This window comes from Flavobacterium pokkalii (assembly GCF_014596575.1).
Classification (GTDB): domain Bacteria; phylum Bacteroidota; class Bacteroidia; order Flavobacteriales; family Flavobacteriaceae; genus Flavobacterium; species Flavobacterium pokkalii.
The window spans coordinates 20,545-47,542 of record NZ_NASZ01000014.1 but is presented as its reverse complement, the minus strand read 5'-3'; the positions used below and the strand labels follow the sequence as shown (position 1 = coordinate 47,542).

Annotated in this window: 23 protein-coding genes; 16 read left to right on the top strand and 7 right to left on the bottom strand. The window is 34.3% G+C overall.

What is annotated here, in order from left to right; all coding sequences use genetic code 11:
* Positions 1 to 37: 37 nt before the first annotated feature.
* Genes B6A10_RS09890 through moaA form a run of 8 tightly spaced genes read left to right on the top strand, consistent with a single transcriptional unit; the run spans position 38 to position 6,320 of the window.
* Complete coding sequence (locus B6A10_RS09890) at positions 38 to 1,210, top strand: molybdopterin molybdotransferase MoeA (RefSeq protein ID WP_188220758.1); 1,173 nt, start codon at positions 38 to 40, stop codon at positions 1,208 to 1,210.
* A gap of 5 nt (positions 1,211 to 1,215) precedes the next feature.
* The gene (locus B6A10_RS09885) at positions 1,216 to 1,785 is read left to right on the top strand and encodes a molybdenum cofactor guanylyltransferase (RefSeq protein ID WP_188220757.1); all 570 of its coding nucleotides are present in this window, start codon (positions 1,216 to 1,218) and stop codon (positions 1,783 to 1,785) included.
* A gap of 5 nt (positions 1,786 to 1,790) precedes the next feature.
* A complete protein-coding gene (cobA, locus tag B6A10_RS09880) occupies positions 1,791 to 2,591 on the top strand; it encodes a uroporphyrinogen-III C-methyltransferase (RefSeq protein WP_055092375.1) in 801 nt (266 codons plus the stop codon).
* The gene (locus B6A10_RS09875) at positions 2,591 to 2,827 is read left to right on the top strand and encodes a MoaD/ThiS family protein (protein ID WP_055092373.1); all 237 of its coding nucleotides are present in this window, start codon (positions 2,591 to 2,593) and stop codon (positions 2,825 to 2,827) included. The genes cobA and B6A10_RS09875 overlap by 1 nt, the downstream gene beginning before the upstream one ends.
* 26 nt (positions 2,828 to 2,853) lie before the next feature.
* Positions 2,854 to 3,921 carry a HesA/MoeB/ThiF family protein gene (locus B6A10_RS09870; protein WP_188220756.1) on the top strand — a complete coding sequence of 356 codons (1,068 nt, stop codon included), beginning with the start codon at positions 2,854 to 2,856 and terminating at the stop codon, positions 3,919 to 3,921.
* A 55-nt stretch (positions 3,922 to 3,976) separates the two neighbouring features.
* Complete coding sequence (locus B6A10_RS09865) at positions 3,977 to 4,408, top strand: molybdenum cofactor biosynthesis protein MoaE (protein ID WP_055092369.1); 432 nt, start codon at positions 3,977 to 3,979, stop codon at positions 4,406 to 4,408.
* Positions 4,409 to 4,411: 3 nt separating this feature from the next.
* Positions 4,412 to 5,326 (top strand): bifunctional molybdenum cofactor biosynthesis protein MoaC/MoaB, encoded by a 915-nt coding sequence (gene moaCB / locus B6A10_RS09860; protein WP_188220755.1) that lies wholly within the window; start codon positions 4,412 to 4,414, stop codon positions 5,324 to 5,326.
* Entirely contained in the window at positions 5,313 to 6,320 is a 1,008-nt protein-coding gene (moaA, locus tag B6A10_RS09855; RefSeq protein WP_188220754.1) for a GTP 3',8-cyclase MoaA, read from the top strand. Before moaCB ends, moaA begins: the two co-directional genes overlap by 14 nt.
* Before the next feature lie 135 nt (positions 6,321 to 6,455).
* On the opposite strand, the gene B6A10_RS09850 is transcribed toward moaA, so the two are convergent.
* The 4 genes from B6A10_RS09850 to B6A10_RS09835 form a co-directional block, all read right to left on the bottom strand.
* A complete protein-coding gene (locus tag B6A10_RS09850) occupies positions 6,456 to 7,007 on the bottom strand; it encodes an acyl-CoA thioesterase (RefSeq protein WP_055092363.1) in 552 nt (183 codons plus the stop codon).
* A 26-nt stretch (positions 7,008 to 7,033) separates the two neighbouring features.
* Positions 7,034 to 8,476 (bottom strand): rubredoxin, encoded by a 1,443-nt coding sequence (locus B6A10_RS09845; RefSeq protein ID WP_188220753.1) that lies wholly within the window; start codon positions 8,474 to 8,476, stop codon positions 7,034 to 7,036.
* Positions 8,477 to 8,561: 85 nt separating this feature from the next.
* Complete coding sequence (locus B6A10_RS09840) at positions 8,562 to 12,080, bottom strand: nitrate reductase (protein WP_188220752.1); 3,519 nt, start codon at positions 12,078 to 12,080, stop codon at positions 8,562 to 8,564.
* A 316-nt stretch (positions 12,081 to 12,396) separates the two neighbouring features.
* Positions 12,397 to 13,323: a helix-turn-helix domain-containing protein gene (locus B6A10_RS09835; protein ID WP_188220751.1), complete on the bottom strand. Its 927-nt coding sequence runs from the start codon at positions 13,321 to 13,323 to the stop codon at positions 12,397 to 12,399.
* Positions 13,324 to 13,853: 530 nt separating this feature from the next.
* On the opposite strand from B6A10_RS09835, the gene B6A10_RS09830 reads away from it, so the two are divergent.
* From B6A10_RS09830 to B6A10_RS09815, 4 genes are read left to right on the top strand one after another with little or no spacing between them, the layout of a single operon-like run.
* Positions 13,854 to 14,324 carry a T9SS type A sorting domain-containing protein gene (locus tag B6A10_RS09830; protein ID WP_188220750.1) on the top strand — a complete coding sequence of 157 codons (471 nt, stop codon included), beginning with the start codon at positions 13,854 to 13,856 and terminating at the stop codon, positions 14,322 to 14,324.
* A complete protein-coding gene (locus B6A10_RS09825; RefSeq protein ID WP_157502634.1) occupies positions 14,321 to 14,935 on the top strand; it encodes a hypothetical protein in 615 nt (204 codons plus the stop codon). The genes B6A10_RS09830 and B6A10_RS09825 overlap by 4 nt, the downstream gene beginning before the upstream one ends.
* 7 nt (positions 14,936 to 14,942) lie before the next feature.
* Positions 14,943 to 16,874: a hypothetical protein gene (locus B6A10_RS09820; protein ID WP_188220749.1), complete on the top strand. Its 1,932-nt coding sequence runs from the start codon at positions 14,943 to 14,945 to the stop codon at positions 16,872 to 16,874.
* Positions 16,875 to 16,907: 33 nt separating this feature from the next.
* Entirely contained in the window at positions 16,908 to 19,355 is a 2,448-nt protein-coding gene (locus tag B6A10_RS09815; RefSeq protein ID WP_188220748.1) for a fibronectin type III domain-containing protein, read from the top strand.
* 10 nt (positions 19,356 to 19,365) lie between these two features.
* Here the strand turns inward: B6A10_RS09815 and B6A10_RS09810 are convergent, their stop codons facing one another.
* From B6A10_RS09810 to B6A10_RS09800, 3 genes are all read right to left on the bottom strand, one after another.
* Positions 19,366 to 20,310: a tRNA dihydrouridine synthase gene (locus B6A10_RS09810; protein ID WP_188220747.1), complete on the bottom strand. Its 945-nt coding sequence runs from the start codon at positions 20,308 to 20,310 to the stop codon at positions 19,366 to 19,368.
* Positions 20,311 to 20,473: 163 nt separating this feature from the next.
* Positions 20,474 to 21,259, bottom strand: a complete 786-nt coding sequence (locus tag B6A10_RS09805; protein WP_188220746.1) for an anti-sigma factor — start codon at positions 21,257 to 21,259, stop codon at positions 20,474 to 20,476.
* A 4-nt stretch (positions 21,260 to 21,263) separates the two neighbouring features.
* Positions 21,264 to 21,794: an RNA polymerase sigma factor gene (locus B6A10_RS09800; protein ID WP_055092344.1), complete on the bottom strand. Its 531-nt coding sequence runs from the start codon at positions 21,792 to 21,794 to the stop codon at positions 21,264 to 21,266.
* A 218-nt stretch (positions 21,795 to 22,012) separates the two neighbouring features.
* On the opposite strand from B6A10_RS09800, the gene B6A10_RS09795 reads away from it, so the two are divergent.
* The 4 genes from B6A10_RS09795 to B6A10_RS09780 all read left to right on the top strand — a co-directional run bounded on the left by B6A10_RS09795 (position 22,013) and on the right by B6A10_RS09780 (position 26,875).
* Entirely contained in the window at positions 22,013 to 22,582 is a 570-nt protein-coding gene (locus B6A10_RS09795; protein WP_188220745.1) for a glutathione peroxidase, read from the top strand.
* Between the two features lie 144 nt (positions 22,583 to 22,726).
* On the top strand, positions 22,727 to 24,388 hold the full coding sequence (gene menD, locus B6A10_RS09790) for a 2-succinyl-5-enolpyruvyl-6-hydroxy-3-cyclohexene-1-carboxylic-acid synthase (RefSeq protein ID WP_188220744.1): 1,662 nt from the start codon (positions 22,727 to 22,729) through the stop codon (positions 24,386 to 24,388).
* Between the two features lie 304 nt (positions 24,389 to 24,692).
* Positions 24,693 to 26,534, top strand: a complete 1,842-nt coding sequence (locus tag B6A10_RS09785; protein ID WP_188220743.1) for a hypothetical protein — start codon at positions 24,693 to 24,695, stop codon at positions 26,532 to 26,534.
* Positions 26,468 to 26,875, top strand: a complete 408-nt coding sequence (locus tag B6A10_RS09780; RefSeq protein ID WP_188220742.1) for a hypothetical protein — start codon at positions 26,468 to 26,470, stop codon at positions 26,873 to 26,875. Before B6A10_RS09785 ends, B6A10_RS09780 begins: the two co-directional genes overlap by 67 nt.
* Positions 26,876 to 26,998 lie beyond the last annotated feature (123 nt).

The following is a 26,998-nucleotide window of genomic DNA, read 5'->3' as shown; positions in this document are numbered from 1 at the left end:
CTAAGTATTAATACTTAGTTTTTAAAATTTAAGTTTTATGATTCAGGTAGCCGATGCTTTAAAGATAATAGCTGAGAATAGTTGCAAAATGCCAATCTCAAAAATCAAAGTGAGTAAATCACTGGGATTTGTTTTGGCAGAAGCTGTTTATTCTCCTATAAATATGCCTCCTTTCCGCCAGTCGGCGATGGATGGATATGCTTTTACGCATAGTGGTTTGAATCAGTTTGAAGTGGTAAAAACGGCTCAGGCGGGAGATTTTTTAGATGAAAAAATTGAAGAAAATCAAGCGGTTCGCATTTTTACCGGTGCTTTTGTTCCTGATGATGTAGATACGGTGGTGATGCAGGAGTATACAAGAATTACCGATAATTTGTTGCAAATAGACAAAATGCCGGTCGCTTACGCAAATGTGAGAGCGAAGGGAGAGCAAATTAAAAAAGGCGAATTGGTTTTGGATGCCAATATTGTAATTACAGCTGCGGCTATTGGTTATTTGAGTAGTTTGGGAATAACCAAAATTAAGGTTTACGAAAAACCAAAAGTAGCTATTTTGGTTACCGGAAACGAATTGGTTTCAGCTGGAAAAAAATTACCAAAAGGAAAAATTTACGAAAGTAACTCAGTGATGCTGGAAGCTGCTTTGAAAACTATCGGCATTAAGAAAACAGCGGTATTTAAAGTAAAAGACAGTTTGAAAAAGACTAAAATAGTTATCGAGAGCTGTTTGGAAAATTATGATGTATTGTTGGTTTCCGGCGGAATTTCGGTAGGAGATTATGATTATGTGAGAGAGGCTTTGTTGAAAAACAGCGTAACGGAGTTGTTTTATAAAATCAATCAAAAACCCGGAAAGCCTTTGTTCTTTGGTCGAAAAGAAAACAAAATCGTTTTTGCTTTACCGGGAAATCCGGCTTCGTCGTTGACATGTTTTTATGTGTATGCTTTGCCTGCATTGAAAAAAATGATGGGATTTGAAGCGATACATTTGCAGGAAATTAAACGAAAAATTAATACCGATTTTAGTAATACATCCGGGAAAACCTTATTTTTAAAAGCCTTGTATGATGAGGAAAAAGTAACGGTTTTAGAGAGTCAGAGTTCGGCGATGCTGAATACTTTTTCGATTGCAAATGGTTTAATTGTCATACCACATGATATTGCTCATGTTAAGGCGAATGAGAAAGTGGTAGTTTTGCCTTTTAATTAAAAAAAATGAAAAAAGTAACCATCTCAATTTTATGCGGAGGCAAAAGCAGCCGAATGCAGTCGGAAAAAGGATTGGTGCTTTTTCAGGGAAAGCCATTTATAGAGCATATTATTGCAGCGGTTTTGCCTATTAGTGAGGATATACAATTAGTGACAAATACTTCTGATTATGATTATTTGTCGTATAAAAAAATAAAAGATATTGAATTAGATAAAGGACCTGTTGGCGGAATTTATTCAGCTTTGGTTCATTCGGAATCTGAAATGAATTTGATATTAAGTTGTGATATTCCGCTGATTTCAACGGAAATTTTACAGGAATTGATAGCAAAACATCAGGTAGAATTTGAAGTTTCTGTTTTTTCAGATACCAATAAAATTCACCCTTTGATTGGAATTTATTCGAAAAGAATAGTTCCGGTTTTGCAAAAGTCTATTGAAGATAATGATTTAAAAATGATGCGTTTGCTGGAAAAAGTAAAACATCAGCTAATAGAAGTGGCAGATGAGAGAAGCGGGCAATTTAGAAATGTAAATTCTCCTGCCGAATTAAAGGAATTGAACACCCAAAATTGAAGATTATGAAAAAGGCAAACACAGCAAGATTGACAATAGTAGGAGCGGGGCCTGGTGATGCAGAGCTAATTACCATTAAAGCCATTAAAGCGCTGGGCGATGCAGATGTAGTGCTTTATGATGCACTGGTGAATGAGGATTTATTGCAATATGCGGCTGCAGGAGCAGAAATTGTTTTTGTAGGGAAACGTTTTGGTTGTCATGCTTATACTCAGGATCAAATTAATGAGTTAATTGTAGTAATGGCTCAAAAATACGGTCATGTAGTGAGATTAAAAGGAGGAGATCCCTTTGTTTTTGGCAGAGGAAGTGAAGAAATTGAATTTGCTCAAAAACACGGTTTGTTAACTGCAATTGTACCGGGAATATCTTCTTCGTTAGGAGTTCCGGCTTCTAATGGAATTAGTTTAACGCAAAGAGGAATTTCAGAAAGTTTTTGGGTTATTACCGGAACCACTTCGGCTCATAAATTATCGACAGATGTGAGTTTGGCGGCGCAATCTTCGGCTACGGTTGTGATTTTAATGGGAATGCATAAACTGGATGAAATTGTAGCCATTTATCAAAATAACCGAACTGATGATTTGCCGGTTGCTATTATTCAAAACGGAACTAAAGACACTCAGAAAAAAGTGATTGGTAAAGTTAGCAGTATTAGTAAACTGGTTGCCGAGCATCAATTGTCTTCTCCGGCAATTATCGTGATAGGTGAGGTAGTGAATCACACTTCTGAATTATCCGTTTTTACCAAAGCGGCTTATAGTGATGACGAGTTTATTTTTCAAAATCTAAATGTTACAGAATAATGTTAAGTGTAAAATATTTTGGTGCAGTAGCCGAGAAGACAAATATTCAGGGAGAAAATATTCCTTTTGCTAATTTATCGTTGCAGGAATTGGTAGATGAATTAGAACAAAAATACGATTTGGCTTCGCTTTCTTATAGCATCGCAGTCAATCAAAAAATGGTGCAGGACAAAAACAGTTATATGTTGATGACTAATGATGTTGTGGCACTTTTGCCTCCGTTTGCCGGAGGTTGAATACAAATTTCTAATTAGTAGCAATAATGCGATACAATCGACAAATTATACTTTCTGAAGTTGGCGAAAAAGGTCAGGAAAAATTAACTCAGGCTAAAGTTTTAATCATTGGTGCTGGTGGTTTGGGTGCGGCTATTTTACCGTATCTGGCAGCGGCCGGAATTGGTGAAATAGGTATTATTGACAATGATGCTATCGAAATTACCAATTTGCAACGTCAGGTCATTTATAAAAGTGAAGCGATAGGAAAATCCAAAGCTTTAGAAGCTAAAGCAATGGCGGAATCTTTGAATCCAACTATTCAAATTAATGCGATAGCGGATACTTTAAATGCTAAAAATGCCATTGAATTATTCGAATATTATGACATTATGGTCGATGCTACCGACAATTTGCCTACCAAATATTTGATTAATGATGCCTGTCAGTTAACCAATAAACCTTTTGTTTATGGTTCTATTTATAAATTCCAGGGGCAGGTTTCAGTATTTAATTATCAAAATGGCCCAACGTATCGTTGTCTTTTTCCGGATGAAAGTTCCAACAGTAAAAATTGTGTAGATGCCGGAGTAATGGGGATTTCGGTGGGAATCATAGGGATGTTTCAGGCCAATGAAGTATTGAAAATGATTCTTGGAATTGGAAATGTACTTTCTGGCGAATTGTTGATTTATAATATGCTGACGAATGACCAACAAAAATTTGAGTTGGTTAAAAGCAATACTACTCCATTTAGCCGATTGGATTTCGAAAAAAAATACGATGTTGCTGAAAATACAACTTTAGAAATAACAGCTAGTGAAGCTTTGGAACAAATAGAAAATAAAGAAGTTACTTTTCTGGATGTACGCAATGCGACCGAACTTCCTAAAATTAGTTTACCAAATCAACTCCAAATTCCACTTGCTGATTTGGAAATGAATTTAGAAAAATTAGATTCAAATAAAACGATATTAATTTATTGCCAATCAGGAATTCGAAGTAAAGCAGCGGTTGAGCTACTTAAAAAATATGCTTTCCAAAAAGTACAAAGCATTGCAGGTGGTGCTTTAAAATTAGAAGAAGCTATAGCCAATAATGCTATTTCAATTTAAAATTTACCAATAATATTGTTTAAAAATCTGCGAATCTGCGGTTAAATATAAAAAAATGAGTAAAAAAGTTTTCATAGAAGGAGCAATTTCTCCTGAATTCATAGCCGATTCGATTGCGAAACATCAGGGGAAACATACCATTGGTGCGCATAATATTTTTCTGGGACAGGTTCGCGCCGATGTTCATGAGGAAAATGTGGTAAAAGCCATTGAATATACTGCTTATGAAGAAATGGCTAATGAAGCTTTAAGTGTCATCAGAGAAAGAGCTTTTGCCCAATTTGATTTGGTTTGTATGCATATTTATCACAGTTTGGGTGTTGTAAAAGCTGGCGAAATCTGTTTGTTTGTTTTTGTTTCTGCCGGACATCGTACACAAGTTTATGAAGCGACCGAAACAATTGTGAACTGGATTAAAACCGAAGTGCCTATCTTTGGTAAAGAAATTTTTGAAAACGAAGACTTCATTTGGAAGCAAAATAAATAAGACATGGTTGATATCACCCATAAAATAAATACCTTACGTTCGGCAACTGCGATGGCAACAGTAAAAGTAAGTTTGCCGGAAACCATTGAAGCTATTGAGAAAAATTTAGTTCCCAAAGGGAATGTCCTCGAAATGGCAAAAACAGCGGGTTTGTTTGCTGTAAAAAATACGCATTTATCTATTCCGGATTGTCATCCACTGCCAATAGAATATACGGCGGTGGCTTATGAAATCAAGGATTTAACGATTGATATTTTGTTTACGGTGAAAACCGTTTACAAAACAGGAGTAGAGGTAGAGGCCATGCACGGAGCCTCAATTGTGGCGTTGACGATGTATGATATGCTGAAACCGATTGATAAAAACATCGAAATAGCAACTATTAAATTAGTAGAGAAAAAAGGTGGAAAATCGTCTTATAAAAACCGATTCCGTGATGTTTTAAAAGCAGCTGTTTTTGTTTGTTCCGATTCTATTTTTGCAGGAGAAAAAGAAGATCGTTCGGGGAAAATTATTGTAGAAAAACTAGAATCTTACGGAGTAGAAACTTCGCATTACGAAATCATTCCTGATGAAGTTGATTTTATCCAGGACAGAACTAAAAAATATTCTCAGGATAATCAATTGGTGATTTTTACCGGAGGAACCGGGCTTTCACCAAGAGATGTAACACCGGAAGCTTTGGAACCTTTGTTAGAAAATAGAATCCCGGGTATTGAAGAAGCGATTCGTAATTATGGGCAGGACAGAATGCCGTATGCAATGCTTTCGCGTTCGGTGGTGGGAACAATCGGAGACAGTTTGGTGATGGCTTTGCCGGGTTCGGCTAATGGCGCGAAGGAATCTATGGATGCTGTTTTTCCACATGTTTTACATGTTTTTCACATCCTAAAAGGAAAAAATCATGACACAAAATAACCCCATATTGACAGATGATTTTGGTCGAAAACACAATTATTTGCGTATTTCCTTGATTGAAAAATGCAATTTGCGTTGTACTTATTGCATGCCTGCTGAAGGAATTGCATTATCTCCTAAAAAGGATTTAATGACTGCCGATGAGGTTTTTGCTATCGCCCAAACATTTGTGCAACATGGTGTTAACAAAATAAGACTGACTGGTGGCGAACCGTTGCTACGTAAAGATTTCCCGGAAATTATAGAAAAATTAGCGCAATTGGAAACAGAGATTTCCATAACCACAAACGGAATTTTGATCGACAGACATCTTGATGTTTTAAAACAATTTAACGTCAAAAAAATCAATTTGAGTCTGGATACTTTAGTTCCTTCTAAATTCAACACAATTACGCTTCGCAATCAGTTTGAAAAAGTAATCGATAATTTGCATTTACTGCTAAATAATGATTTTAAGGTCAAAGTAAATGTGGTTTTGATTAAAGGATTTAACGATAATGAAATTATTGATTTTATCAAATTAACTGAATATTTGCCGGTTTCGATTCGTTTTATCGAATTTATGCCTTTTGCCGGAAACCAATGGGACAGAAGCAAAATGGTTTCTCAGACGGAAATTTTAAATCAGGTTTCTGTTCATTTTTCAGAATCTAATTTGGAGAAATTGCAGGACGAAAAAAACTTCACCGCCAGAGAATTTAAGATAAAAAATTATTTAGGCAGTTTCGGAATTATTAGTTCCATTACCAATCCGTTTTGTGATGGCTGCAATAGAATTCGACTTACGGCAAACGGGAAAATTAAAAATTGCCTGTTTTCCAATTCAGAAACCGACTTACTCACTCCTTATCGAAATGGTGAAAAGTTGGAAAATATTATAGCGGCAGCTATTAGAAACAAGAAAAAAGTCAGAGCCGGAATGACTACTCCGGAAGCGGTAGATAACCCACTTTTAAACCAGGATAATCGTTCTATGATTGCGATTGGGGGGTAGTTTTTATATAATTCTTTTAGAGATTTGTCATTTTTCTAAATACAAAAAGCACAGCGTTACACTGTGCTTTTCACGTTTTTAGATGTTGTTTATAGATTCGGCCGATTTAAAAAATCGGTCGGGTCTATCCAACTCCTATTTTTCAAAATCGACTTTTACTTTGTATTCTTTTGATTTCAAAATGTTTTCAATAGAACCAAAGGTTGCGACGGTTTTTTGGTATTCTTTTTCTTTTTTCAAAGCAATTTGACGCAAAGCATTTTGAAAACGGCTTACTTCTTTCAGCGTGGTTAAAATCAATCCCGGAACGGCTACATTTTTTCCCTGTTTGTCTTTGGCAACCATTGTAAAATAAGACGAATTGCAATGTTTAATCACTCCGGTTTGAATGTTTTCGGCTTCTACCCGAATTCCGATAATCATCGAGCTGTTTCCTACATAATTTACGCTGGCTTTCATGGTGACCAATTCGCCCACTTCAACAGGCATTAGGAAGTTTACCGTGTCCACCGAAGCTGTTACACAATAATTTCCGGAAAATTTAGAACCACAGGCAAAAGCAATCTGATCCATTAAGGATAAAATATAACCTCCGTGAATTTTTCCACTGAAATTCGTATGCGATGGAAGCATTAATTCGGTTATGGTTATTTTAGAAGAATCAACAGTTTTGTATTCGATACTCATAAATTGTATTTTGGATAGTTTTGGTTTTAAATATCTTGTTTTTCGGATGTTAAAAGTACAAAATTAGATTTTGGAGCTTCGCACAAAGAACAGCAATAATCATCAGGTAAATCTTCAAACAGAACACCTTTGGCGATATTTTGTACCGCATCACCAAATTCCGGATTGTAAACCGTCAAACATTCGGAACATTGATAAACATCATATTCCGGATTTTCTTTTTTAACAGTTGCAGCCGTATTATTGTCAGTTGTTGTGTTGCTTCCTAATTCGTTAAAGTATTTTTTACTCAATTCGATAAGAATACTTGGCAATTCAAGTTTGTCAATATCCTGAGTGTGAACAATATATTCCCGGGTATTTGGGTCGAAATGTTTGGCATACAAAACATTATAGGTGTCTCTGATTTTGATGGATTCCAAATCTTTAGGCAACTTGTTTTTTTCAATGACAATAGAAGTAAAATAATGCCCTTCACGATTGTATTCGGAAATACCGAAAGTTAATCCGTAGGTACTAATATCAAATTGATCCAGAGTTCTCACCAAAAAAGTTTTCAGGTTCAAAGACCAATCGGTTGCGACAGGAAGGTGCCAGTTTAATTCTAAAAGCGAATGACGCACATTGATTCCTTTTTTTCCAAGGAATTTCTCCCAGTCTAATTTTCGGTCTTTTGGAATTCCTTTTACAATAAAGGATTTCCATGGAGTGATACATATTTTTCCTATTTTGCAGTCAAAACACAAATCGCACATTTCTTTTAGAAATTCTAAATCGTAGAGGTTATTTCTCCAGTATAAGCCTAACCAATATTGGTCAATTCCCAAACGATTCATTCCTTCGTAATACGGAAATGGATAAAAAGGAACATTTAACGATTTGTCAATGGTTCGGTTATTAGAATCAATATTTTCACTAACCAAATTGAAAATCATATCAATTCCCATCGATTCTTCGCTCACCAGACGCTCAATTTCGTAGTAAATTTTGGCAATATCCCAGCTGTAAATCAACACCGGATAAACTTCCATACGTTGCCAGTTAGGCAATCGAATGTACAAATACCAATAATCTTCGTGTTCCGAAGCGATAAAATTGATATGACCTGTAAATAGCGGAACCAATTGTTGTTTAGGATCGGTAATATTTACTTTTAGAACAGGCTGCTCTTTAAATTGTTCCAATACATACAAAAATTTATTGCCCGTAAGCCAGGGTGTGTTTCTGAAAATATCGGTCGAAACATAAGAAGAAACAATATTGTTTCCGCTTTGTTCATTGGGATACACAATGTGCAGTTTGCCGTTATTTTCGGTTTCAGAATATTCAAAACCATTTGGAAAAATGATATCCTGTCTGGAACCAAAAGAAATATTTTTCAACCCCTGTTCTAAACTCAGGTTGACAATGTTTCTTAACTCTCCCGGCGAAATAACGCCACCTTTTACTATCAATCGTGTTAATTCCATTTCTTTATTTTTTTAGTCCTTAGTCCACAGTTTTTAGTCCTTAGTCTTTAGAAATGCTAAGGACTAACCACTAAGTACTGAGTACTCACTTACATTTAGCTAAAATCTCTTTTACTTCGGTTTTACAACTTCCGCAACCCAGTCCGGCACCGGTTGACTTACATAGTTCGGTAAAATTGGTAGTTCCGGATTTGATGGCTTCTTCTATGTTTCCGCTTCCAACCTGACTGCAGGAGCAAACCAGTTTTCCTATTACAGGTTTGGCAGCAGCAGCACTTCCTCTCAGGAGTTGGTTTCGTTTGTCAGACAATTCGATTTTGCTTTCAATCATGGTTTTGAATTCGGCAAATTCGTTTTTATCTCCCATTAAAATAGCACCAACGAGTAAGTCGTCTTTAACAATACATTTTTTGTAATAGCGTTTTTTCATATCCGAAAAAATGATTTCTTCATAGCTGTCATCATTTTCAGGAATGCTCAAATCACCAATGCTGCAAAGATTTATATCTTCCAGTTTTAGAATATTCATCAAAATGGAGCCTTTATAAAAACTACTGATATCGCCGGCAAAATAGTTGGCTAAAATATCAGCCTGTTCTTCGGCAGCCGATGTAATTCCGAATAATTTGCCTTCAAATTCAGCAATTTCGCCAATAGCAAAAATATCAGGATTAGAGGATTGTAAATATTGGTTGACTTTCACTCCGCGTCCACAAACAATTCCGGCTTCTTTGGCAATTTCGATATTTGGAACGGTTCCAATGGCGTAAACAATGGCATTGGCAGTTAAAATTCGACCACTTTTCAGTGCAATTTCCAATTCATTTGGATGATCGGATTCGAAAACGGTGCTTACTTCATTATCAAAATAGATTTGAATGTCACGAAGTTGCACTTCTTCGGCTAATAATTTACAGGAAATACGATCCAGTTGGCGTTCCATTAATCGGGAGGCTCTTTGGATTATGGTGATTTTTACTTTTTTATGTTTTAAGGCTGCTGCCAATTCGAGTCCTAATAAACCACCACCGACTATTACTACGTGTTGGTTTTCAGGATCCAATTTAGTTTGATCCAAATAATTTTTCAATCGGTCAGCGTCTTCTTTTCTACGCATGGTAAAACGTCCCGGAAGGTGTAACTGAGCATTTTCCGGAATAAAAGGACGACTTCCGGTAGCTAAAATCAGGCGGTCAAAGGTGTGGATTTCGCCACGACTGTCTTTGATGGTTTTATAGGTAGTATCAATATTTTCAATACCTACACCAGATTTCAAAGTAATATTCAGTTTGCTTAAACCGTCATCATTCCTGATTTTTAATAAATTTTCCCAGGACAATTCGTTGGTTACATATTCCGGCAACAATACACGGTTGTAAAAAGGATTGACCTCATTAGAGAAAACTACAATTTCATCGGTAGTATTTAATTCCCGGTAATTTTGTATAAATCGGAATGAAGCGGCACCGGCACCCACAATGGCAATTTTCTGAAATGGTTTTTCGTATTTTTTTACTGCTACCGCCGTATATTTAAAATCAGGTTCTTTAGAAACCGGATCAACTAAAGTATTCGTTAGATTATTGGCTCTGTTTAAATCATTTTCTAATTGTTTTCCCCAATGCATTGGCAAAAAGACAACACCTTCTTTAATAGTATCGGTAACCGTTGCTTTGACACGAACATCTCCATTTCGGCTGCTTGCCACCACGATATCTCCGTTTTCGATTCCGTTTTTGAAAGCATCAATAGGATTGATTTCCAAATACGGATTAGGAATATGCGACAACAATCGGGATACTTTTCCGGTTTTAGTCATCGTATGCCATTGGTCGCGAATACGTCCTGTAGTCAGAATCAGTGGAAATTTATCATCTGGTTTTACCGAAGTATTTTCAATAGTTGTTGGCAAATTGAAAATGGCTTTTTGCGAAGGCGTATAGAATTTTTTATCGGTAAAAAGACGAGGTGTACCCGGATGTCCGTAATCGGGAACCGGCCATTGGAAAGTACCTTCGTGTTTTAAACGGTTGTAATTCAGGTAAGAAATATCAATATTGGTGTTTTTTGTCATTTGACAATATTCCTTATAGACTTCTTCCGGTGTATTGAAATTAAATCCTTTGAATCCCATTTTTTTAGCAAAACGGGTCAGAATTTCAAAATCAGGCAGCGCTTCTCCCGGAGCATTAATTCCTTTTGGCAAATAAGAAATTCGCCTTTCTGAATTGGTCATCGTTCCTTCTTTTTCTAACCATCCCGCAGCCGGAAGCAATAAATCGGCGTATTTAGCCGTGTCAGCCTTATGTGAGATTTCCTGAACGACTACGAATTTGGCGTTTTTCAAAGCTTTTTCGACCTGTCTGGAATTTGGCAAACTTACCATTGGATTGGTACAAATAATCCAAACTGCTTTCATTTTTCCGGATTCTAAGGCTTCAAACATTTCGGTGGCGGTGAGTCCCGGTTTTTCAGAAATGCTGTCCACTCCCCAAAAATCGGCCACTTCCTGACGGTGTTCCGGATTAGCCAATTCTCTGTGAACCGCTAATAAATTTGCCATTCCGCCCACTTCTCGTCCGCCCATAGCATTAGGCTGTCCTGTCAGTGAAAATGGTCCGGAACCCGGTTTTCCAACATGTCCCGTTAAAAGTGAAATATTAAGTAAGGCGGTGTTTTTATCAACTCCCACAGCACTTTGGTTCAGTCCCATAGCCCAAAGCGAAAGGAATCCTTCGGCTTTTCCAATTAAATCTACAGCCTGATCGATTTCTTTGATAGAGATACCACACAGCTGAGAAGCTTTTTCTAAAGAAGTAGCTAAGACTAATTCTTTATAAGCTTCAAAATTTTCAGTGTGTTTTTTGATAAAGTCATTATCGGTATAGCCTTTTTCAATAATTCTTTTGGCTAGGGCGTGGTATAAAATAATATCGCTTCCCGGTAGAATTTGTAAATGTAAATCGGCAGAAAGTGCAGTATCGGTTTTTCTAGGATCGATTACAATAACTTTTACTTTTGGATTTTTCTCCCGATGTTGTTCCAAACGTCTGAACAAAATAGGGTGGCACCAGGCCGGATTAGCTCCGGTAATCAGGAAAGTATCGGCCAATTCAATATCCTCATAAGCAATTGGAACCGAATCTTCTCCGAACGTTTTTTTGTAACCAGCAACTGCCGAACTCATACAAAGACGTGAATTGGTATCGATATTATTCGTTTTTAAAAAACCTTTAACCAATTTGTTTACCAAATAGTATTCTTCAGTCAAACATTGCCCTGAAATATAAAAACCAACACTGTCTGGTCCGTATTTTTTTATGATAGAAGAAAAAACTGCCGCTGCACGATCCAAACCTTCATCCCAGCTCACGCGCTCCATAGGATGGGATTTACTCCAGCGCATTTCGGGAAAAAGAATTCTGTCAGAGGTATCGTTGGCTACATAATGCAGATTCATTCCTTTAGAACAAAGCATTCCTCGGTTTACCGGATGATCTATATCTCCTTTAACAGTAACCCCGTTACCGGAATCTTTGCTGACAATGATTCCGCATCCTACACCACAATACGAACAGGTAGTTTTGATTTCTGAATTTTGCATTATCATTTGTGTTTTTTAATGGCGTACTTCTTTTTTCAAACTTAATGTTAAATTTGATAGTGTAAAAATACGTATTAATTACGTATAAATACTTATTTTTTTAAAATATTTTGTAAGTTTGATAAAAAGATAATAGAAGTCTAAAATAATGCTTATAATCTTTTTTTTAGCTCAAAAAATAAGTATTAATTAAAAAACAACAAGAGAGTAGTTTGTCTTTCTGAGGAAATTTAGAAGAAAAAAGGGTATAAAGGATATTTATTAAAGTTTGCCCTCAACTATATAAGACTCTATCAATGGTATTTTGATCAGGGTTTTATGCTACATTTTTAATATTGTTGATGTATTCAACAGGAGCTAATCCCGTTATTTCTTTGAAACTGGTAAAAAAAGGATTGTAAGATGTAAAACCAATTTTTTTAGAAAGTGAATCCAGCGTGTTGTTTTTGAGATAACCGCTGTCTATTAATTTAATTGCATCCTGAATGCGAATCATTTTTTTATATTCAGAAAAGGATATTGTAGAATGGTATTTAAATATATAAGATAAATGACTTTTTGGGATATTTAATTTAGTAGCCAAATCATTCAGAGTTAGTTTTGAGTCTCTGAAAAAATCACTGTTGATTGATTTTTTTTCAATCTCTTCAAAATAGTTTTGGAGATTTTGATTTACTTTTTCTTTTAAAATAAGATGTTGTTCATTTTTTATTTCCTCCACGGGATATAATTGCCAAATGCTGCTAAAAGTTAAATTTGAATTTCGTTCTTCCAGTACTTTTTCATTTAAAATTTTATACCCATAAAGAATTTCAGGGGTAACTAATATTTTAATTAAAATTATAGTCCAAATTACAGCAGTTATCCATTGATATGAAAAGCCTTTTGACTGAATGTTTTGCGAGACTTCTAAGAACAAAGAAACGGAGAGCCTTAAAGAAGCTAATAAGAGAGCGATAAACAAAAATATTGTCCAATTATGGATTTTTTTATGTTGATTTTGAGCCAGTTTATTGTCTTCTTTTTTATTCCAAATAGTCTTTTTTAAAACTCGGTAACTTAAATAGCCATAGGTAAAAAGAAACAGTAAAAAGATACCATACATTAAAATTTTTATTGTCTGACTTGGTTTTAAAAAATTATAAATTTCAAATGTTAACAGAAAATAAAAGATTGGGAAAATGAAATGCAGTAAATCATTTTTTGCAAAAGATTTTTTATGGCCTAATTTTTCAAAATACAAATAAACTAAAGGAATTACAATTGAAGTTAGGTTGGCAAATTTGGTATACAGTACTAAAACTTCATGATCTGGAAAAAGATTGATTGTTCCAAAAGTAAAAAAACGTAAAGAGTTTAAAAGTACTAATAAAATCATGTAAATATTCATTACGTGATTTGATTTTCTATTGATAAATAAGATTGCACTAATAATAAATCCAATAATACCGGAGATAATAAATATAGTGTTTAAGATCATTTTGAAATACTTAATTGATTGAGGTTAAAAACAGTTTTTGAAAAAATATTTCATAGGTAACTAAGTAAAAAATTTACTCAAAAGTAAATTAAAAAGTTCGACGAAATGCATTAGTAGTAAAAATTCTTAATTTTTTATCGTAAGTTATATCTTGTTTTTTAAGTGTTTTCACCAGGATAGAGTTACTAAAAACCGAAAAGTTATTACTATTTTTTCAAAAAAATCGATTAAATACAAAAAACATCGATAAAGTGCAGTTTTTGTTTTTTAATATTGTGTTAAAATTAATTTTTATGAAGTATTTGCTTTTACTTTTTTCGGTCTCTTTTTATGGTCAGGTTTTACACCATCAAATGTTATCTTCTCAGGGTACAACAACAGAAATAGCAAATAAAGTTATAGTAAGTCAAACTATCGGTCAACAAAGTATTGTGGGGAATTCCACAAAAGGAGCTGTGGTCATGCAAGGTTTCCAGCAAAGTTTATGGAACAGTTATATAACGCAAAATGACAAAACAGCTATAACAGCTCAAACGTATCCAAATCCATTTAGCGATATTGTTAATTTTCAGTTTTCAGAAGCATTAAGCGGAGAATTATCGATTTATGTTTTTGATGTTAGTGGTCGATTAGTTTTTAAAAACTCACAAAATATTGAAGCTTCAGTTTTTAGCATTGATCTTTCTAAGTTAACTCGATCCGAATATTTGGTACAATTAAAAAACAAGCGTATAACCTATTACACTAAAATTATTAAACTATGATAAAAAACTACTTTCTATTTCTTTGTTTCTTGATGACCTCATCTGTTTTTTCTCAGGAAATTTATTTTAACACTGGTAAAAATTATACAAAGTTTATTTATAAAGACGCCAATTTTCAGACCAATCCAAATCTTCAGAGCGGAAGTGGTAATTTTTATGAAATAGGTTTTACAGATCTTTTAGCGACTAAAAAAATATTTTATTCAGTGGGACTTTCTTTAAATGATTATAATGCATTAGGAGGGAATTCGGCTAATTCCTATCGATGGGATACACAGTATTTAGGTTTAGAAACGGGAATATTGTATCAATTCTTTTCTTATAAAAATGTTGATTTTTTGGTTAAAGCCGGAATAAATGTTTCATCCATGATATATGGTAAGCAGGAAGTAAATGGGATTTATTATGATTTAAAGCACCAAAAGGAATTTTCAGGAATTCTTCTGGGGTCTTCGTTAGGTGCGAAAATCAAATATTGTATTCCATCATTTGGTGCTTTAAGTTTAGGATATAATTTTGGGCAAACCATTAATTTGACTAATTCATCAAAAGAAAAACTCTCATTTAATACAAATCAACTTGAATTAGGAATTCATTTCAACATCAATTAAAAAGGATATGAGAAAAATATTTTTATTATTTATATTTTTTGTTGCAGCAAACACTTTTGCACAAACAAACGGGATTAACTATCAAGCTATAATCTTAAATCCTAAAGGGGAGCAATTACCGGGAGTAAATAATTCCAGTAGTCCTTTGGTAAATAAGAATATCTGTATGGTGTTTAAATTTATTGATGAGTTTTCCAATGTAGAGTATCAGGAAACGGTACAAACCAAAACAGATGCATTTGGAATGGTGAACCTTGTAATAGGTTCAGGTAATCAAACAGCAGGATATGCTTCTTCTTTTAAAGATATTGTATGGGGTACTTCTAAAAAAAGTTTGATTGTGGGAATTAATACTGAAGGAAGTTGTTCTAACTATGTTGAAATCAGCAATCAGGATTTTAATTATGTTCCTTTAGCTTTTTCGGCTATAAATGCTGAAAATGTAACTGGTGTTGTAGGGATAGAAAACGGAGGTACTAATGCAACTACACTCTTAGGAGCCCGAACTAATCTGGGAATAGAAAATGTTGATAATACAAGTGATTTAAACAAACCAATTAGTGCAGTAACACAAATAGCTTTAAATTTAAAAGAAGATGTAGCAAACAAAAGTACAAATGTTACCACTGACGGAACTTCGGATACTAAATATCCAAGTGTGAAATCGGTAAAAACTTATGTTGATGCTACTGCAGCAAATGTTTCTGCGGCTTTAGCAACTGAAGTTACACGTGCTACAGCAGCCGAAAATACCATTGCAGCTAATTTGGTTACAGAAACAAATAATCGTTCGGCTTCCGATAATACATTAACAACAAACTTAACAGCAGAAACTGTAGCCAGAACTGCAGCTGATGTTACTTTGACGACTGATTTAGCAACAGAAGTAGCAAACAGAATCACTGCTGATTCATTAAAAGAAGATGTAGCAAACAAAAGTACAAATGTTACCACTGACGGAACTTCGGATACGAAATACCCAAGTGTTAAATCAGTTAAGACTTATGTTGATACAGCTACTGCATCGTCTACAACGTCTTTGACAAATGAAATAAATCGTGCTACCGCAGCAGAAAATATTATTGCTGCTAATTTGGTTACAGAAACAAACAATCGTTCAGCTTCCGATAATACATTAACAACAAACTTAACAGCAGAAACTGCAGCCAGAACTGCAGCTGATGGTATCTTGACGACTGATTTAGCAACAGAAGTAGCAAACAGAATCACTGCTGATTTATTAAAAGAAGATGTAGCAAACAAAAGTACAAATGTTATTACTGACGGAACTTCGGATACTAAATATCCAAGTGTGAAATCGGTAAAAACTTATGTTGATGCTACTGCAGCAAATGTTTCTACGGCTTTAGCAACTGAAGTTACACGTGCTACAGCAGCCGAAAATACCATTGCAGCTAATTTGGTTACAGAAACAAATAATCGTTCAGCTTCCGATAATACATTAACAACAAACTTAACAGCAGAAACTGCAGCCAGGACTGCAGCTGATGTTACTTTACAAACAAATATTGCTGCTGTTCAGGCTGATGTGGATGCGAATGAAGCTGCTGTTACTAATGCGTTAAATTTTAAAGCACCATTGGCATCACCAGCTTTAACCGGAACACCTACTGCACCTACAGCAACGGTAGGAACTAATTCGACTCAAATTGCTACTACAGCATTTGTAACTAATGCCATTTCAAGTGTTGTTATAGAAGTAACTGATGAAATTATAGCAACAGCTGCTCAGACTAGTTTTATTTTATCACAAATACCTTCATCAAAAACTATGGTAAAGATGTTTGTGAACGGAATTAGAATAAGTAACTCTGCTTATAGTTGGAGTGGGACTACTTTGACTTATAATCCACTAAATAATGGAGGATATGTTTTATCTGTAGATGATAGAATTCAGTTTGATTATTTTTTTAATTGAAGAAATCTTTTTAAGCATTCAAAATAATTTAAAATGAAAAATATCTATTTATTAATAAGTTTGTTTTTCACATTAATCTGTGTTGCACAGGGTAACTACACTGTCACGAGTTTAAGTGACGATGGTAGTTTAGGAACGTTAAGATATGGAATTCAAAATACTACGGCCAGTACAATTGATTTTGATTCTGGTTTGACAGGAACAGTAACACTTACATCTAATTTACCTGGTATTACCCGAAATATAAGTATTATAGGAAATGGTGTGAATAACTTGACTATGTCGGGTGCTAATTCATATAATATGTTTCAAGTTTCTGGTGGAGCTGTGCTGACAATATCCGGAATTACTTTTACAAATAACGCATCTTCTAATGGTTCTATTTTTAGAGCAGACAATAGTAATTCTTCGGTAATTGCGACTTCAATTAACGTGACAGGTAATAGTAGAAGCTATGCGTTTTATACCAATAATTCTTCAATAATAACCATTTCTAATTCGACTTTTACAAGCAATAGTGGTACATTATTTGGCAGTGATTATGGCTCTACACCTAGTAATACTTCAGATACCGAAACTGATTATTCAAATAGAATAACAGTTACAGGTTCAACTTTTTCTTCTAATACAGGTACTATATTTAGTACTGAAAGGTATGTCAAGATAGATAATTGTATTTTCAGTAATAATACAAGTCAGATAGGTAGTTTTAGAGGAGTGAATCGATATCAGGTATTAAATTCTACTTTTACAAATAATACAGGATGGACTTTATTTTCCTTTTCAAGTTGGATAGGTCAAAATCCTTCTTGGGGTGAAAGCACTTTAGGGACCAATAATACTCTTTTCGAAGGAAATACATTTACAGGAAATACAGGAACGATTATAAATCCGGGGGGGAGTTACAAATATGATAATAAAACAACAATTAAAAATAATGTTTTTACTAATAATGGTACAAATTGGACAGGAAACCCGGCTGTAGTTTCAGGCAATACTTTAGATAACTTTATAACATCGGTTTCACATTCATCAGCAAACAGTACAATAACTGTTGTAATGAATCGCCCTGTTTTTAATACTAATTCCGGAAGCGGCGCATTGGAGGTTAATGATTTCCAATTTTCTTTAAGTGGTGGTAATGCAACTCTAGGTTCTTCAACACCTACAAGTATTTCGGCTAGTGCTAATACTTATATTTTAGGTATAAATACTATAGGAACAATTTATGGAACAGAGACTATTACGGTTAATCCAGCTTTAAATTCTATTTATGATGCTTCTTCAAATATTGCAGGAAGTACACAAAAAAATAATACAGCCAGTTTGAAATTTTTAGATGACGATTTAGATGGGGTGGCTAATTATCAGGATCTGTGCCCAAATACTCAATCTGGTGTGGTTGTAGAACCTGCTAATGGTTGTGATGATGTAACAGCTCCAAGTATCCCTACGGGTTTTAATGTGACTATTGGAACATATAAATTGACATTGAATTGGAATCAAAATACCGATGATACAACAGGATATCTTATATATGGTGGAACAGATCAAAATGCATTAAGCTTAATAACAACAATATCTTCAAAGACTACAACAAGCTATTCTCATAACAACTTAGTAGCTAACACAACCTATTATTACAAAATAATTGCTAAAGATTTAGCAGGAAATCAAAGTCTTTCAAGTGCAATTGTTTCGGGTTCACCCCAAACTCCATTGATTTGGGATGGTCCAAAAATTACTTTTGAGAAAACTAGTGGATCTGATTGGACATTGGAAGCCAACCAAGATTTTCTGACTGAAAGTGTTATTTTAACCAGAAAGAATACTCAGGGATTATTTAACATAGCAAAAGAGAGTGGTTATAATTATTTATCTCCTTCAGATACCGAATGGGCAATGGGAACTACTGCTGATTTTAGTAATTTATATTTTTCTAATTGGCGTGAAGCAATGCAATGGTGCCCTCCATGTCAAGTAAATCAGGATTTTGTGATTCATCTTATAACGGATGATATTTATATTGATGTGAAAATTTTATCTTGGGTAGATAGCAGCGGTGGTGGATTTAGTTATGAAAGAAGCTCGCCAAATCCTTATTCACCAGCTATTTTAGGAGATTTTAATGCACTTTCAAAAACTTTATATGACGGTTCGTTTACTATAACTCCTCCAAGTTCAGACAGTACTGGTGCTTTTACTTATATAAGTAGTGATACAAATGTTGCTACAATAAGTGGTTCGACAGTTACAATAGTAGGACCAGGAGTAACAACGATAACGGCTACCCAAGTAGCGGATGCTACTCATTTAACCAATAGTATAAGTGCTGATTTAACTGTAAATACTGTTGCGGTAGTTACCAAAAATGGTGAAAAAACAAATTCAAATTCAAGTTATGTTAATAAAAATGGAGCTTTAGGAACTGTTAGTGGAGTAAATGCAAATGGAGAATCAAAAGTTACGAAATCTAATTAGGATTTGTTTATTATCCCTCCTTAATAATCTCTCTCACCGCCTGCTCATAATTCCGGATACTTTTAGCCTTTTTTATCTTTTTATGCACTTTGTGCGGATTTGAAAAGATAACCGAAAAGTATTCCCATAAATGGTGCATTTTCAATAAAATGTGTGTGGCTCCTGATAAAGATTCGCTGTAGCCGGCGTATAAGGTGTCGTGAAAATCGCTGAATAATTCCATTTTGTTGGATGGATATTCTGAGCTGTTATTTTTAATCATGCCTGGCAAAAACGGATTGGCAATTAAACCACGACCAATCATCCAATGGTCTATGGTTGGAAAGCGTTCTTGCATTTTATGGAACTGAGCTACTGAAGTTATATCACCATTGTAATACAGCTTTAATTTAGTGTTATCGACACATTGTTGGAAGCCGTCTAAGTTCACGCCTCCATTATACAATTGTTTTCCAATGCGGGCATGAATTGCTACATTTTTGATAGGATATTGTTCTAAAAGTGGTAAAACATTCAGGATTTCGTTGGCATTATCATAGCCTAGACGCATTTTCATTGATACAATAATATCCGACTCGGCATGTACTTTTTCTAAAATACTATTGATTTTTTGGGTTTGGCAAATCAGTCCAGAACCCATTCCTGATTTTGTTACCATCGGATAAGGGCAACCTAAATTCCAATTCAATTCTTTGTATCCTAATTCCTGAACATATTTGGAAACAAATAAAAATTCATCGGCATCATTAGTAATTACCTGTGGAATGACTTCCAGTCCTGTATTATTTTCAGGAAGTAAATCACGTTGATAAGATGATTTAATAATTAATTTTCCGTTCAAACGAATGTAAGGCGAATAAAAAGTGTCGATTCCTCCAAAATATTTATTTTGTGCATTTCTAAAACGAAAATCAGTAAATCCTTGAAGAGGAGAGGAAAGAAGGGTATAGCTCATGAAAATTATAATTGTGCAAATATACTCAATGCAATTAGAACTTTATAAAACAAAAAAAGACTTTCGAATGGAAAGCCTTTTTGATTTTTTTTGAAACATATAAGTCATATAAGTTTTTAATTATTGTTCGAATTTAAGAGCATATAAGAAATGTTTAGAATTATTACACTTTCCCTAAAGCATATAATTGTTCTAATGTTGGCGTGATACTTCCTCCGGCAGGTTCTAAAGTAATTCCAAAAGCTTCGGCTTCAGCCGTGTTGTTGACAGCAAAAAAGCGTTGGTTATTTTCTTTGAATTTATCTAATAATCCGATGCTGGCTGGAGTTAATGGATTCAATTTTAAAGCCCAAACCTGATATACCATTCCTTTTGGTGGTTCCGGTAAGCCGGAAGCATCAACATAAACTGTTTGTGTTTCTTTGTTCCAATAAATTTTTGCCGAAGATTCCGGAGAAACAGTTTGACCACTAAGTGCAATTACCGTATTGTTACTGTCTTTTATTATAGCCAGATTGGTTTCAAGCGCTTTCTTCTCCAATTCAATTTGTTTAAGGTTTGTATCGGTTTTTGTTTTTTCAATAGTGCTGTTTACCAATTGTTGATTGCTTTGTTGCAATTCATTATAGAGAAAACCAATTCCTCCCAGTAAAAGTACCGCCGCAGCCCAACCAATATATTGAGACCAATTTCGCTTCGGAGTAAAGGGGATTACTTCAGGTTGGTTTAAAGCTAATTTTTCTTTAATCTTAGCATAATTTTCAACTGATTGTGAAGGAGAAAAGCTCGAAGAAAGTGCCAGTATTGCCTTTTCGATAGCTATAATTTCAGCTTGAATTTCCGGATGTTTTTTGGCCATATCTGCAACGGCTTCACTTTCAGATTCGGAAAGCGAGCCGTAAACATAAAGTTCTAATATCCCTGATGCTATATATTCTTTCAATTCCATGGTACTATACTTTCAAATAGTTTCTTAAATCATTAATACAGTTTCTGTTGTGCGTTTTCACTGTTCCCAAAGGAATTTCCAGTTCGTCCGCAGCTTCTTGTTGGGTATAGCCTTTAAAAAACAACAAATCAATGATTTGAATACATTTAGGTTTTAATCGTTTGATGAATTCCTGCAAACCAATTCCGTCCACTTTATTCGTCAACTTGTTATTGTCTTCTAATAGATTTACGAAATTTTCAGCCGATAAGTTTTTTTGACTGTTGTTAAAATTTTTAGAACGCAGTCGGTCTATTGCGGTATTTCGGGCAATATTGATGATCCAGGTGTAAAAACGCCCTTTGTTTTCGTTATAACTGTCTAAGTTTTTCCAGATCTTTACAAATACTTCCTGAAGAATATCTTCGGCTTCTTCGGTATTTTTTACTAAAACACTAATTACCGAAAAAAGACTTTTGGCATACATATCATAAAGAACGGTAAACGCTTTTTCGTCTTTTTGATGGATTAAAACTAATAATTCGTCTTGAGTCATTGTTTTGATTTTTGTTTTACAAACATAGATAAACTTATTCAGAATAGTATCGTATTTGTAGAATTTAAGGAAAAAAGTACAAATAATTTGTGTAGAGATTATTATTTGATTTGTGTTAAAATTGTTTTTACAGATTTAACGTTTGTTCAACGGAAATTAGTAAACTGAAAATATGGTAATGAGCCGAATTTGACTACTTTTATAAAAAAATAAATTTTATGAAAAAGCTATTTCTGGCAGTTTGTGGTGTGGCACTTTTTTTAAGTGTAAATGCTCAGGCTCAAAATAAAAAATCAAAAAATGTGGATACGCAAAGTATTTATCAGTTTAAAGTAGAAGATTTATCAGGAGAAACATTTGATTTCTCTAAATTAAAGGGCAAAAAACTTCTGATTGTCAATACGGCTTCTAAATGTGGTTATACGCCACAATACGAACAATTAGAAGCGATTTATAAAGAATACAAAGACAAAGGCTTTACTATTGTTGGTTTCCCTGCGAATAATTTTAACGAACAGGAGCCGGGAACTAATGCCGAAATTGCCAGTTTTTGCAAATTAAATTACGGGGTTACTTTTCCGATGATGGCAAAAATTTCAGTAAAAGGAGATGATATGAGTCCGATATATCAGTTTTTAACACAAAAAGAAAAAAACGGAGTGAAAGATTCGGAAGTAAAATGGAATTTTCAAAAATACCTGATTGACGAAAAAGGTCATTTGGTGGAAGTATATTATTCTAAAACAAAACCGGATGCGCCGGAAATTGTAAACTGGATTAAACAATAATTGATTTTAAATTATATCTAAAAAAGCGATTTTTAACTTAGTTTAGAAATCGCTTTTTTTGTTGAAACCAATAAATCTCATGTAAATAATTTACACTAAAAATATCAGAACTTTGTATCTTTGTTTTCTTTTGAAATAAAAACAATGATTTACCCCAAAAAACCTTTAGCGCAAAGCATTATTCAGATATGTTTAGCCAAAGGAATTACCGATATTGTCATTTCTCCCGGATCCAGAAATGCGCCTTTAACCATAGGTTTTGCCTCCAATCCTGATTTTAATTGTTATAGTATTGCCGACGAACGTTGTGCGGCTTTTTTTGCTTTGGGAATAGCCCAGCAAATTAAGCGTCCGGTGGCGGTAGTATGTACTTCCGGTTCGGCTTTGCTGAATTATTATCCGGCGGTTGCCGAAGCTTTTTACAGTCAGATTCCTTTAATTGTTATTTCGGCTGACAGACCGCAAAGTAAGATTGATATTGGCGACGGCCAAACCATTCGTCAGCAAAATGTTTTTGAAAATCATTCGCTGTATAATGCCAATTTAACCGAAGAAGCTTCTAAGGAAAATGACCATAAAATCAACGATGCAATTGATGCTGCTTTTTACCAAAAAGGGCCGGTACATATCAACGCACCTTTTGAAGAACCTTTGTACGAAACGGTTTCGGAGCTTACTGTTGATGTGATGGTCAATCATTTTGCCAGTTTGAATTCGATGAAAACATTGGAGGATTTAGCACCTTTTGCCAAAATTTGGAATCAATCCGCTAAGAAATTAATCTTAGTAGGTGCCAATGATCCCGATTTAATTTCGAATGAAATAATTCAAACTTTAGCCAAAGACGAATCGGTGGTGGTGATGACCGAAACGACTTCTAATTTGCATTATCCTGATTTTATTTCGAATATTGATACGATTATTACACCGTTTACTGAAAGTGATTTTGAGGATTTTTGTCCGGAAATTTTAATCACTTTTGGAGGAATGATTGTATCGAAACGCATTAAAGCTTTTTTACGCAAATATCAACCTAAAGAGCATTGGCACGTCGATTCTTTACGAGCCTATGATACTTTTGGCGTTTTGACTAAGCATTTTGAGGTGAATCCGAATACTTTTTTTGGAAAATTTTTGCCTTTAACGAAGGAAGTAAAAAGCGATTATTTTGCGAAAGCAGCACAGTTAAAAGCGTTTAGAAAAGAAAAACAACAGCGCTATTTAAGCAAAATTCCATTCTCGGATTTTCTGGTTTTTGATTCGGTTATTAAAAGTTTGCCGAAAGATTCGCAGTTGCAAATTAGTAACAGTTCGGCGATTCGTTATGCGCAATTAATAAAAACAAACCCTTCGATTGAGGTATTTTGTAACCGTGGTACCAGTGGAATTGACGGCAGTACATCAACAGCCATTGGGGCGGCGGTTGCAAGTAAAAAGCCAACGGTATTTATTACCGGCGATGTGAGTTTTTTATACGACAGCAATGCGTTGTGGAATGCTTATATTCCTGAAAATTTTAAAATTATTTTGATAAACAATGGTGGCGGAGGAATTTTCCGGATTTTACCGGGGCATGAAGAAAATATTGTTTTTAATACTTTTTTCGAAACTTCACACCAATTGACAGCGGAACATTTAGCTAAAATGTACGGGCTGAATTACTTTACAGCAACTGATGAAAAAAGTTTAGAAAGTGGTTTGAAACAGTTGTATGCCGAAAATAATAAGGCGGGGATTTTAGAGATTTTTACTCCAACCACCGAAAATGATACTATTTTAAAACAGTTTTTTAAAGAGTTGGTTTAAAAATTGAAATCGCTGACTGATTTTTAACAGTTAGCTGATAGTTTATAGCAATATCGGGAATCTTAAGAATGTTAATTTCTATAGATTTTCGATATTTTTTTGTTTACTTTTTAAAGTACCAGATTGTTTTGTAGTATGAGTTTAAAGTTTTTCTTAAAAAATTAAAGTTAATTTTGTAGTATTTGGCTTGATAATTGTGAGTGTTTTTGTAATTTTTAAGAATATACGTTTTTGGATTAAATGCTGTATTGGGTAATTGGTAGTTATTCTTATTCTTTTTTAGTTCATCATTAAATTAACGTATATGATTAAAGAAGCTATTAGGTACCAAAAACAAGCTTTGTTTTGTTTTCTCTATTTGTTTTTATTCCCGATTTTCATTCAGGCACAGGATTCCAAATCTATTCCGGATATCGAAAAAATCTACATACATACGGACAGAACGACCTATTTTATGGGTGAGGATTTATGGTATAAGGCTTACGTAGTCAGGGCTTCTAATAATTTGCTATTTGATCTAAGCGGGATTTTGTATGTCGAATTGATTTCGCCGGAAGCCAAAATTATTGCCCGCAACAAAACCAAATTAACAATTGGCTTAGGAAATGGTGACTTTCACTTGGCTGATTCTGTTGGAGTGAAACCCGGAAAATACCAATTAAGAGCTTATACGAATTGGAATCGGAATTTTGGAACCGATTTTGTGTTTACCAAAGATATTGAAATCATCGATGTTTTTGAAGCGAAAGAAACGGCCGAAACTTCTGAAAAGGCAATTTTGGAAACTAAAAAAACGAGTAATAAAGTTGACAAACAAAATCCTTATATCGTAACTTTTTTCGCCGAAGGTGGTTCGTTACTGGAAAATGTAGCTAGCGTAGTTGGTTTCAAAGCCGTTGATTTAAACGGAAAACCAATAAAGGTTAAAGGCGAAATTTACGATTCGGATAATGAGTTAGTCAGCACTTTTGAAAGTGTGCACGATGGCATGGGAAAAGCGCAATTGTTACCCATTGAAGGCAAAAACTATTATGTAAAAATAAAAACTGAGAGCGGTTTTGAGTTTATGCAGGATTTGCCAAAACCTTTAAAAAATGGTTACGTTTTAAGTTATCGCAATTTTAAAGGGAGAAACATTTTAACGATTAGTACCAATCCTGAAACTTTAGCCCAAAATCCAAATGCAACATTTAAAATTGTTTGCAAATCCAGAGGTATTTCCTATTTGGAAACTACACAAACATTAACAGAAACAACTTTGTCATTTGAATTACCAAAAGACAAAATTCCGGATGGTATCAGCCAAATTACTTTGTTTGACGCAACTAACAAACCCCAAAGTGAACGCTTGGTTTATTTTGAAAAAGAACATGATTTGGATGTTCAACTTACAACAGATAAAAGTACCTATCAACCTGAAGAAAAAACATTGATTTCAGTTACTTCTAAATCCAAATCAGGAGAAGGAAAATCTGCCAGTTTTTCTTTGAGTGTTACCGATACGAATGGAGTAGAAGAAGATAATTTTAATTCCAATATCTGTTCTTATTTTCTAATGGAATCGGATATAAGAGGAAAAGTACATCATCCGGCTTATTATTTTGATTCCAAAAATCCCAAACGATTGGAATATTTGAATAATTTATTGTTAACCCAAGGCTGGCGGGATTTTGTTTGGAAAACTTTGCCTCAAGTTGATGAAAAGAATTTGTACAAAGCAGAAAAAGGAATCACGATTTCAGGGAGGGTTAAACAAGTTTTTGCTGATAAGCCCTTAGTCAATAACAATTTGACTTTGGCTTTAATGAGTGAAAAAAATAACGGGATTTTCACTACTACTACTACTACTACTACTACTACTACTACTACTACTACTACTACTACTACTACTACTACTACTACTACTACTACTACTACAGATTCTATAGGCCGATTTCAGTTTAAAGATTTGGTGTTTGCTGATGAAGTAAATATGTCTTTGAATAATGTAAATGAAAAAGGAAAATTCAGGGGCAAATTGTTTTGGATTCAATTGAATTGTCTCCAATTTCTGTTAGATTACAAAAAGAGTTATTTCTTTTGCCTGAAGCAAAAAAATCAACTGTTGTTGAGAATGTGTCTAAAAAATATATTGCTTTCGGTGTAAAACCAGAAAATATGCTGAAAGAAGTAGCAGTTAAAGCAAAGAAAAACAAAATTAATCCATTGTATGGAGTACCTGATTATAGTTATGAAGTGGATAAAAAAGAAGCCAATAAATTTTACAATTTTGTTGATTATTTGGAACAAAAATTAAGAGGAGTTTATAATATAAATTATGATAGTATAATAGCAACTGATGCATCAAAGTTATCATTTGTATTATTTATAGACGGTTTTCAAGCTGTCGATGGGAATCAATTACTAGCAGTTTCACCTGATGAAGCTCTTAGAATAGAAGTTGTAAGTGGGGAACATATAAAACAATTATATGGAAATTTACTCTAATTTCTATTTTTACAAGTGCAAAAGATGGGCAACGTAAAAAAATAGTTCCTGTTTATGCAATTAGACAAAAGATAGAAGGTTACTACGCCGCCCGTACTTTTTACTTACCCAATCCCGAAAACC